This window comes from Micromonospora sp. NPDC002411, from assembly GCF_053592955.1.
In genome coordinates, this window is the sequence record NZ_JBSFBM010000252.1 from 1 (window position 1) to 10,006 (window position 10,006).

A 10,006-nucleotide genomic window follows, 5' to 3' on the forward strand; every position below is an offset into this window, starting at 1 on the left:
GCAGCGTGGCCAGCTGGTCCCGTTGGCGCAGCGCCACCTTGACGATGGCCACCCCGGAGCACATCAACCGGTACCCGCACCAGTTCTCCGGCGGCCAGCGTCAGCGCATCGGCATCGCCCGGGCGCTCGCGCTGCGGCCCGAGATCATCGTCTGCGACGAGCCGGTGTCGGCGCTGGACGTCTCCATCCAGGCTCAGGTGATGAACCTGCTGGAGCAGCTCCAGGGCGAGTTCGGGCTGTCGTACGTCTTCATCGCGCACGACCTGTCGGTGGTCCGCCACCTCTCGGACCGGGTCGCGGTGATGTACCTCGGCAAGATCGTGGAGATCGGCACCGAGGACGAGATCTACGAGCGGCCGACCCACCCGTACACCCAGGCTCTGCTCTCCGCGGTGCCGGTGCCGGACCCGACCCAGCGGAACAACAAGACGATCATCCGTTTGACGGGTGACGTGCCGTCGCCGATCAGCCCGCCCTCGGGCTGCCGGTTCCGTACCCGCTGCTGGAAGGCGCAGGACGTCTGCGCCGAGCAGGTCCCGCTGCTGGAGATCCGGCGGGGCTCGGACCACCCGAGCGCCTGCCACTTCGCGGAGCGACGCGAGATCGTCGCCACCCACGAGGCGTGAGTCACCGAAACCGCCTGCCGACGTCTTCACGACGACGGCAGGCGGTTTCGTCTGTCCGGTGACCGGGCGGGCGTCGGCAGTGCCCTCCGGGGCCGCTGCGGCCCGCGGAGGGTTACGGCGGGCGGTCCGCGGAGGGTTACGGCGGCCCGCGGGGAGGGTTACAGCGGGCCGCGGCCCGCGCGGAGCAGCAGCAGGGCCAACTGGGTGCCGTCCGCGCCGAGTGCGACCCGGAACCGTTCCAGGATCGCCCGTTCCCGGGAGAGCACCAGGCGGGTTCCGCCGGACGCCATCCGGGTGGCCCCGACCTCCTGCGACAACGCGGCCCGCTCCTGCCAGAGTGCGATCAGCGCGTTGTCGATCTCGTCGATCCGTTCCCTGATCTCCACGATTCGGGCGGCGGCGGACGGCTCTTCGGTGCCGGTCTGCGCCTCGGCCTGCTCGGTGTCCTCCGCCGACGGCGACACGGGTGCCACCGTCTCGCGTCCGTTGACCGCGGGCTGCCCAGCCTCCGGTCGGGTCGGGCCGCCGCTCTGCTCCATCACGTCTGTCATCATCGGGTACCTCTCGCACGGTGGTGCCCTGTGCCCGGAACCCGGGACGGAAAAAGCCCCGGACTCCAGGAGCCCGGGGCTTTCGTAGGTCTGAATCGATCAGGCGCGACCTACGGCAGCCGGACTCCCGGTGCCGTAGTAAAAGTAGTAGCGCGCAGCGATCACGCCGTCGAGTATGCCCACGTCGGCGGCGGGTGCGCAAGCATTCGACGGTGCACCGAGGATCTTTCTTCGACCTGGGCGCGCCGCGCGGTGGCAGCACGCGGTCAGCCACGAGCTGCTGAGCGCCAGCGGCGCAGTGTCCGACCGGCGGCATAGACTTGTCGGGCGATGCATCCTCTCTTCGACATCCCCGCGTCCCCGCCTGCGCCGGAGTCCGTGCCGGCCCGCCCGGACCGGCCCCGGCACGCCGCCGTCCGCCTCGATCCGCAGGAGCTGCTCGACGGGCTGAACGGGCCACAGCGCGACGCGGTCAGCCATGCCGGCTCACCACTGTTGATCGTGGCCGGCGCCGGTTCCGGCAAGACCCGGGTGCTCACACACCGGATCGCGTACCTGCTCGCCGCACGGGACGTGCACCCCGGCGAGATCATCGCGATCACCTTCACCAACAAGGCCGCCGGCGAGATGAAGGAGCGCGTCGCCGCGTTGGTGGGCCCCCGGGCCCGCCTGATGTGGGTGTCGACGTTCCACTCCGCGTGTGTCCGGATCCTGCGCGCCGAGCACGAGCACGCCGGTCTCAAGTCGACGTTCTCGATCTACGACGCGGACGACTCCCGCCGACTGATGCAGTTGGTCGCCCGCGAGCTCGATCTGGACCCGAAGCGCTACCCGGCGCGCGGGTTGGCCGCGCAGGTCTCCAACCTCAAGAACGAGCTGGTCGACCCGGAGCAGTTCGCCGCACGGGCCACCGGGCCCAACGAGCGGGCCCTCGCGGAGGCGTACACGCTCTACCAGCGGCGGCTGCGCGAGGCGCACGCACTGGACTTCGACGACCTGATCATGACCACGGTGCATCTGCTCCAGTCCCACCCGCACGTCGCGGAGAGCTACCGTCGGCGGTTCCGGCACGTGCTGGTGGACGAATACCAGGACACCAACCACGCCCAGTACGTCCTGATCAAGGAGCTGGTCTCCGGCACCGACGGGCTGGCGCCGGCCGAGTTGTGCGTGGTCGGCGACGCCGACCAGTCGATCTACGCGTTCCGGGGCGCGACGATCCGCAACATCCTGGAGTTCGAACGGGACTTCACCGACGCGCGCACGATCCTGTTGGAGCAGAACTACCGCTCCACCCAGACCATCCTCAACGCGGCCAACGCGGTGATCGACCGCAACACGTCCCGCAAACCCAAGCGGCTGTGGAGCGAGTCCGGCGCCGGCGAGCAGATCGTCGGCTACGTTGCCGACACCGAACACGCCGAGGCCGACTGGGTGGCCCGGGAGATCGACCGACTGGTCGACGCCGACGAGACCCGCCCCGGTGACGTAGCGGTCTTCTACCGCACCAACGCCCAGTCCCGCGTCTTCGAAGAAGTGTTCATCCGCGTCGGCCTGCCCTACAAGGTCGTCGGCGGGGTGCGCTTCTACGAGCGCAAGGAGGTCCGCGACGCGCTCGCGTACCTGCGTTCGGTGGTCAACGACGACGACACGGTGAGCCTGCGGCGGGTGCTCAACACCCCCCGCCGGGGGATCGGCGACCGCGCAGAGGCGTGCGTCGAGGCGCTCTCCAGCCGAGACCGGATCTCATTCGGCGCGGCGCTGCGGCGGGCCCGGGAGGCGCCGGGCATCTCCACCCGAGCTGCCAACGGCATCGCCGACTTCGTCGCGTTGCTCGACGGCGCCCGGGAGTTGGCCGAGACCGGCACCCCGGAGGAGGTGCTGGAGGCCCTGTTGACCCGCTCGGGCTACCTCACCGAGCTGGAGGAGAGCCTGGACCCGCAGGACGCCGGTCGGGTGGACAACCTCCAGGAGTTGGTCAGCGTCGCCCGGGAGTACACCGAGCGGATCGAGGCGCTGGGCGAAGAGGGGGAACGCGCCACCCTCGCCGGGTTCCTGGAGCAGGTGGCGCTGGTCGCCGACGCCGACCAGATCCCCTCCGACGACCCCGACCACCAGGGCGTGGTCACCCTGATGACCCTGCACACCGCCAAGGGGCTGGAATTCCCGGTGGTCTTCCTGACCGGGCTGGAGGACGGCGTCTTCCCCCACCTGCGCTCGCTGGGCGACACCCGCGAGTTGGAGGAGGAGCGCCGGCTGGCGTACGTCGGCATCACCCGTGCCCGACAGCGGCTCTACCTCTCCCGGGCGGTGACCCGCTCGGCCTGGGGGCAGCCGTCCTACAACCCGCCGTCGCGGTTCCTGGAGGAGTTGCCGACGGAGTTGGTCCACTGGGAGCGCACCGAGGGGTCGTACACCTCGTGGGCCGGGGGTGGCGGCGGCGTCGGTGGCCGCGCGGACCGCGCGCCCGGCGCGCGTGGCAACTTCACGGGGGGTACGCCGAAGGCGGCGCAGCTGGCCCAGCGGCTCGGCGTGGACGCCAGCCGGCTGACCACGGCCAGCGAGTTGCCGCAGGGGCCGAAGGTGTCCGCGGGGGACCGGGTCAACCATCAGCGGTACGGGCTGGGGCGGGTGCTCGCCGTCGAGGGGCACGGCCCGGGCGCCCGCGCACAGATCGACTTCGGCGACCAGACCATGTGGCTGGTGCTAAGGCACGCTCCGGTCGACAAGCTCTGACCCAGGCGCAGGTGACGGAAGGCGTGACCTCCGCTTCGGCGGAAGTCACGCCTTCCGGCTGCGGCGGTCGTTCAGCAGCCCAGGTCTACGCCGTGGGCCCGCATGAACGGGGCCGGGTCGATCTGGTTCCACATGCCCTGGTGCACCTCGAAGTGCAGGTGCGGGCCGGTGGCATCGCCGGTGGCGCCCTCGTAGCCGATGACCTGGCCGGCCTTGACCGCCTGCCCGACGGTGACCGCGATGCGGCTCTGGTGGGCGTAGTGGGTCAGGTAGCCGTTGCCGTGGTCGATGAAGACGGAGTTGCCGTAACCGTCGGAGGCGTCGCCGGCCTGCGTCACGGTCCCGGCGGCTGCGGCGTGGATCGGCGTACCGGAGGGCAGCGCCAGGTCGATACCGGCGTGCAGAGTGCCCCAGCGCTGCCCGTAGCAGGACGTGACGGCTGCGCCCGGCATCGGGTCGACCCAGGCGGGCGTGGGCTTGGTGGTCTTCTTCGGCTTCGGCTTGGCCTTGGCGGTGGCCGTCTTCGCGGGTGTCGGGCTGGCGCTGACCGCCGACGGGCTCGCCGTGGGGCTGACCGAGGGGGCGACCGGCGTGCTCGACTCGCGGGCGGAGCGGTCCGCCCGGCTGGCGGCCTCGGCCCGGGACTGCGCGTCGAGGGAGACGGCGGTCGGTGCCGGGCGGTCGTTGCCGGTGGTGGCGACGGCGATGCCGCCGAGGCCGAGGGCCACCAGGGCGGCCGCGCTGAGCACGATGAGGCGGTTCCGCCGGCCGGCGCGCTGCGGCCGCTCGGTCTGGGCGGTGTCCGGGGTGGTCTCGTTCTGGACGGGGCTGTCTTCCTGCACGGCGGACCTTCACAGTCGAGGGGGCACTTGACCTCGAAATACTGGTGTCGGGCCGAGTTGGGGCAGGCGCGGGGACCGGATCACCCGGGATGGACAACGTGGCGAGTGCCCACGTATGGCCCGTTCTGGGGTGCTGAATCCGGATAAGTGATCATGCGTTGGCGTGTCGCCAGTCACAGTCGTGGTGGTGACCCGGCACACATCCGCTCGACGGGCGCAACGAAAAACCGCCCAGATCGATCGATCTGGGCGGCCATCGGTCGGTACGCAGCGTCAGGACGCGGCTACCTCGCTGTAAATTGCCTCGACTTGCAGCTTGATGTCCACTCCGCGCTCCTGGAGGTAGGGCACCGGGTCGATCGGCTGGCCCTTGACATGGATCTCCAGGTGCAGGTGGGTGCCGTACGCGTGGCCGGTCTGGCCCACCAGGCCCAGCTGGTCGCCGGCCTTGACCTGCTGGCCTTCCTTCACGCTCACCGCGGAGGAGTGACCGTAGATGGCCTCACTGCCGTCGGCGTGCTGCACGATCACCGCGTTGCCGTACCCGCCGAACCAGCCGGCCTTGGTGACCAGCCCGTCGTGGATCGCGACGTAGGGAGTGCCCTCGCCCGCGACCAGGTCGACGCCGGTGTGCATCTTGCCCCAGCGCACCCCGTAGGGCGAGTTGAAGTCGTAGCCCTGCAGCGGCAGCAGCCAGACCTCGGGCTCGGCGCTGTCCTTGCTGCGGCTGTCCCGGGAGGCGCGGTCGGCGTTGTCCGCACGGGCCGCGGCGTCCTGGCTGGTGACCGACGCCTGCTTGAGCTCGTCGAGGACCGTCGGGCTGACGTCCTTGGCATCCGGCAGGGCGCTCGCGCCGAGGGCGACGATGCCGGCCCCGACGAACGCTGTGGTGACGACTGCGGCGTAACGGCTGCGCGGTGGGGTGGGCACACGGCGACGACCGCGATATCGATCGGGCTCAGACGACAGGCGCTGGCGCACGCACACCCTCCGTTGTCGGGGTTCCGAGGCGGCCGGTGGGCGTTCGTGAAGCTCCACTGAACGTCCGCTGACCGCGTCGTCACCCGTCCATGGACCTGATGACAACCGTGGACACGTTAGCCAACCACCAGGCGAGTCACAAGCTAGAGCGCCAAATTGGCGTGTCGTTCTGTCCGTTTGCGTCCATTATTGTCACGCATCGCGACGCCAAACGGTGCCCTTGATGCTGCCCGTTCGTCGCCGAGCGTGACCGATCCGGCGGACTCGTCCGACTTGACTATGGGCGGTGCCGGATCGCCACTGCCGCTAGTGCCGGGTCGCCCCCGGCTGCCGGTCCCGTCACCGGTCGGCGACTCTCTCCCGGTCGTGGACCTTCACGGTGGGTCGCTGCGCAGGCGGTGACCGGTGACCGAGCCTGCTTTCCGGCCCGGATTTCCCGGGCCGGGCCTGCCGGGTTACCGTTCGTTAAGGTGAAGGCGGTCAAGCCGGTGAAAGGTGTGCGCTGATGAGCTCTCGGATTCGGGTCGTCGTCGCGAAGCCTGGCCTGGACGGCCACGATCGGGGCGCGAAGGTCGTCGCGCGCGCCCTGCGGGACGCCGGGATGGAGGTCGTCTACACCGGCCTGCACCAGACTCCCGAGCAGATCGTGGAGACCGCCATCCAGGAGGACGCCGACGCGGTCGGCCTGTCCGTGCTCTCCGGCGCGCACATGACGCTCTTCCGGCGGGTGCTGGAACTGCTCGGTGAGCGGGACGCCCGCGACATCGTCGTGTTCGGTGGCGGCATCATTCCGAACGGCGACATCCCCGAGTTGGAGAAGCTGGGCGTCGCGAAGATCTTCACACCGGGCGCCACCACCCAGGCGATTGTCGAGTGGGTCCGCGAGAACGTGGCCCAGCCGGTTTCCTGAGGAACGCCGAACTGCTGCCCCACCGATTTTGGGCACGGGGGAGGGGCCGGACGCACCCCTCACACGTCCGGCCCCTCTATGCACGATGCCCCGCCGCCACCCCTCGACCGACAGGGCATCGGCCGTATCCCGTCTTTGCGCTGTTCAGCGCTCCGACATCTGACTCAACGACGCCCCCACGGCAGGGTTACGCAAGCCGGACAACATCGCCCGGACGGTGGATGCCACCGGAGTTCTGGCCGGAAACCGGCCACACCTGATGTCCGGTTGTGCATTACCGCACACCGTGCACCCGCTCGGTTGCCGGTGGTGCCGACCTCGCTAGGCTGCGGCCAATGGCCTGTTTGAACTGATGACAGGCGTCAAACTGTTTTCTGAACGCTGGTGGCGGCGCGACGGCGCGCCGCGGAGACGGGACGGGACGCGCAATCGTGGACCTGTACGAGTACCAGGGGCGGGACCTGTTCGAGCGGCACGGCTTGCCCGTGCTGGCCGGCGGCGTCGCCACTACCCCGGAAGAGGCCCGTGCGATCGCCGAACGCCTCGGCGGTCGCGTGGTCGTCAAGGCGCAGGTGAAGGTCGGCGGCCGGGGTAAGGCCGGCGGCGTGAAGCTGGCCGAGGGCGCCGAGGAGACGGTGGCCCGCGCCACCGACATCCTCGGCATGGACATCAAGGGTCACACCGTCCACAAGGTCATGATCACGGTGACCGCGGACGTGGCCGAGGAGTACTACTTCTCGTACCTGCTCGACCGGGCGAACCGCACCTTCCTCTGCATCGCCAGCGTCGCCGGCGGCATGGACATCGAGCAGGTCGCCGCCGAGACCCCCGACAAGGTCGTGAAGGCCCCGATCGACGCCGTGAAGGGCGTGGACGAGGCCAAGGCCCGTGAGATCGTGACCGCTGCCGGCTTCCCGGCCGAGGTCGCCGACCAGGTGGTCGAGATCGCCGTCGGCCTGTGGCAGGCGTTCGTCGCCGAGGACGCCACGCTGGTCGAGGTCAACCCGCTCGCCAAGAACGGCGACGGCCGGATGCTGCTGCTCGACGCCAAGATCAGCCTGGACGAGAACGCCGCGTTCCGGCACCCGGACCACGAGGCGCTCGTCGACCAGGCCGCGGTGGACCCGCTGGAGCAGGCCGCCAAGGCCAAGGACCTCAACTACGTCAAGCTCGACGGCGAGGTCGGCATCATCGGCAACGGCGCGGGTCTGGTCATGTCGACCCTCGACGTGGTCGCGTACGCCGGTGAGCGGCACGGCAACGTCAAGCCGGCCAACTTCCTCGACATCGGCGGTGGCGCGAGCGCCGCGGTGATGGCGAACGGGCTGGAGATCGTGCTCTCCGACCCGGCCGTGAAGAGCGTCTTCGTCAACGTCTTCGGCGGCATCACCGCCTGCGACGAGGTGGCGAACGGCATCATCCAGGCGCTGGCCCTGCTGGAGCAGCGCGGCGAGCAGGTCAGCAAGCCGCTCGTCGTCCGTCTGGACGGCAACAACGCGGAGGCTGGCCGGGCGATCCTGGACAGCGCGAACAACCCGCTCGTGCAGCGGGTGGACACCATGGACGGTGCGGCCGAGCGGGCCGCCGAGCTGGCAGCTGCGGGGGTCTGATCATGGCTATCTGGCTGACCAAGGACTCGAAGGTCATCGTCCAGGGGATGACCGGCTCCGAGGGTTCCAAGCACACCCGGCGGATGCTCGCCGCCGGCACCAACGTGGTGGGTGGCGTCAACCCGCGCAAGGCGGGTCAGAAGGTCGACTTCGACGGCACCGAGCTGCCGGTCTTCGCGTCCGTCGCGGACGCGATGGCCGAGACCGGGGCCGACGTCACTGTCATCTTCGTGCCGCCGCAGTTCACCAAGGCCGCCGTGGTCGAGGCGATCGACGCCGCGATCCCGCTGGCTGTTGTGATCACCGAGGGCGTGCCGGTGCACGACACCGCGGCGTTCTGGGCGTACAACGTGGCGCAGGGCGAGCAGACCCGGATCATCGGGCCGAACTGCCCGGGCATCGCCTCGCCCGGCGCGTCCAACGCCGGCATCATCCCGGCCGACATCACCGGCTCCGGCCGGATCGGCCTGGTCAGCAAGAGCGGCACGCTGACCTACCAGATGATGTACGAGCTGCGCGACATCGGCTTCTCCACCTGCGTCGGCATCGGCGGTGACCCGATCATCGGGACCACGCACATCGACGCCCTGGCGGCGTTCGAGGCCGACCCGGAGACCGACGCCATCGTGATGATCGGTGAGATCGGCGGCGACGCCGAGGAGCGGGCCGCCGAGTTCATCAAGACCAACGTCACCAAGCCGGTGGTCGGCTACATCGCCGGCTTCACCGCTCCGCCCGGCAAGACCATGGGCCACGCCGGGGCGATCATCTCCGGTTCGGCCGGCACCGCCGAGGCGAAGCAGGCGGCGCTGGAGGCTGTCGGCGTCAAGGTCGGCAAGACGCCGACCGAGACCGCGAAGCTGATGCGGGAGATCATGTCCGGCAGCTGAGCCGGAAGGGCAACACGGAAGGGGGTCGACCGGAAACGGTCGGCCCCCTTCGTCGTGCGGAGAGTCAGTCGTTGTTCCAGAACGGGTAGTTGCCGGTGAGCCGCAGGATCGAGCCACCAATGATGTTGATCACCCCGAACACGATGGCGAGGTAGCCGAGCACCGGCGACTGCCCGTTGCGCCGCGCGTCGCGGATGGACAGGTAGCCGAAGATGATGCCGAGGATGCCGCAGCAGATCAGACCCAGCACGATGCCGAGCACGCCCCAGAGGGTCGTCCGGTCCCGTCCCCGCGTCGGTGGGGGCGGGGGCGGCGGGTATGCGGTCGTCACAGCTTCCTCCGGGCGGTCGTGGGCGGCGTACCGACCCGGACCGCGACCGGCGGGCCCGACCCGGGTGGCGGCGACTCGCGCCCCCTCTGGGCCGAGGCTAGACCGGACCGGATGATCTGGACGGCGGTTCGGTGAACTCGCCACCCTCGGTACCGCAACGGCAGTGAACGCAGCCGCCCGCCTGCGCCCAACGCTGGCCGCCAAGATCCGCGCAACATCGGGGATGTTGCTGTTTCCCGCGTCGTCGGAGGCAGCAACATCCCCGATGTTGTGAGGATCCGGGGCGCGGAGCGCGGGGCGCGGGGCGCGGGGGCCTTGCCGGAGGGCGGCCCAGACGCCGCCTCGACCCGATCGCCCTTATGAAACGCGCCCTAGGAGGCGTTAACGGACTGCCACCGCCCGCGCGACGTGCCAGAGTAGAGCGGATGTCCCCCGTCACCCCTGACCGTCCCAGCCGTCCCGGCGGTGTGAGCGCCGACGACCGGCCGGTCAACCGTGCCACGCCGTCCCGGCGGGTGCCCTCGCCGCG

9 protein-coding genes are annotated in these 10,006 nt (G+C 70.2%); 5 read left to right on the plus strand and 4 right to left on the minus strand.

Annotation, left to right across the window (positions count from 1 at the left end; genetic code table 11):
* Positions 1–626, plus strand: a 626-nt coding sequence (locus tag ACWCO3_RS25210; protein WP_450012360.1) for an oligopeptide/dipeptide ABC transporter ATP-binding protein, incomplete at its 5' end; no start/stop codon positions are given.
* A 158-nt stretch (positions 627–784) separates the two neighbouring features.
* On the opposite strand, the gene ACWCO3_RS25215 is transcribed toward ACWCO3_RS25210, so the two are convergent.
* Positions 785–1,180, minus strand: coding sequence for a chorismate mutase (locus ACWCO3_RS25215; RefSeq protein WP_450012362.1), 396 nt, complete (start codon positions 1,178–1,180; stop codon positions 785–787).
* A 327-nt stretch (positions 1,181–1,507) separates the two neighbouring features.
* On the opposite strand from ACWCO3_RS25215, the gene pcrA reads away from it, so the two are divergent.
* Positions 1,508–3,913 (plus strand): DNA helicase PcrA, encoded by a 2,406-nt coding sequence (gene pcrA, locus ACWCO3_RS25220; protein WP_450012364.1) that lies wholly within the window; start codon positions 1,508–1,510, stop codon positions 3,911–3,913.
* 71 nt (positions 3,914–3,984) lie between these two features.
* Here the strand turns inward: pcrA and ACWCO3_RS25225 are convergent, their stop codons facing one another.
* The gene (locus ACWCO3_RS25225; RefSeq protein WP_145778986.1) at positions 3,985–4,755 is read right to left on the minus strand and encodes a M23 family metallopeptidase; all 771 of its coding nucleotides are present in this window, start codon (positions 4,753–4,755) and stop codon (positions 3,985–3,987) included.
* A 273-nt stretch (positions 4,756–5,028) separates the two neighbouring features.
* Positions 5,029–5,736, minus strand: a complete 708-nt coding sequence (locus ACWCO3_RS25230) for a M23 family metallopeptidase (RefSeq protein ID WP_145778987.1) — start codon at positions 5,734–5,736, stop codon at positions 5,029–5,031.
* 505 nt (positions 5,737–6,241) lie between these two features.
* Here ACWCO3_RS25230 and ACWCO3_RS25235 point away from each other — a divergent pair.
* The 3 genes from ACWCO3_RS25235 (at position 6,242) to sucD (ending at position 9,146) form a co-directional block, all read left to right on the plus strand.
* Complete coding sequence (locus ACWCO3_RS25235) at positions 6,242–6,646, plus strand: cobalamin B12-binding domain-containing protein (protein WP_088987674.1); 405 nt, start codon at positions 6,242–6,244, stop codon at positions 6,644–6,646.
* A gap of 431 nt (positions 6,647–7,077) precedes the next feature.
* The gene (gene sucC / locus ACWCO3_RS25240; protein ID WP_145778988.1) at positions 7,078–8,256 is read left to right on the plus strand and encodes an ADP-forming succinate--CoA ligase subunit beta; all 1,179 of its coding nucleotides are present in this window, start codon (positions 7,078–7,080) and stop codon (positions 8,254–8,256) included.
* 2 nt (positions 8,257–8,258) lie between these two features.
* Positions 8,259–9,146 carry a succinate--CoA ligase subunit alpha gene (gene sucD, locus ACWCO3_RS25245; RefSeq protein WP_145778989.1) on the plus strand — a complete coding sequence of 296 codons (888 nt, stop codon included), beginning with the start codon at positions 8,259–8,261 and terminating at the stop codon, positions 9,144–9,146.
* Between the two features lie 64 nt (positions 9,147–9,210).
* Here sucD and ACWCO3_RS25250 read toward each other — a convergent pair whose 3' ends face one another.
* Positions 9,211–9,477, minus strand: coding sequence for a DUF4190 domain-containing protein (locus ACWCO3_RS25250; RefSeq protein ID WP_450012368.1), 267 nt, complete (start codon positions 9,475–9,477; stop codon positions 9,211–9,213).
* Between the last annotated feature and the right edge of the window lie 529 nt (positions 9,478–10,006).

Bases quoted from the DNA above. Each gene is read 5' to 3' on its own strand.
- ACWCO3_RS25235 (WP_088987674.1), top strand. From the start codon at position 6,242: ATGAGCTCTCGGATTCGGGTCGTCGTCGCGAAGCCTGGCCTGGACGGC.
- pcrA (WP_450012364.1), top strand. From the start codon at position 1,508: ATGCATCCTCTCTTCGACATCCCCGCGTCCCCGCCTGCGCCGGAGTCC.
- sucD (WP_145778989.1), top strand. From the start codon at position 8,259: ATGGCTATCTGGCTGACCAAGGACTCGAAGGTCATCGTCCAGGGGATG.
- ACWCO3_RS25215 (WP_450012362.1), bottom strand. From the start codon at position 1,180: ATGATGACAGACGTGATGGAGCAGAGCGGCGGCCCGACCCGACCGGAG.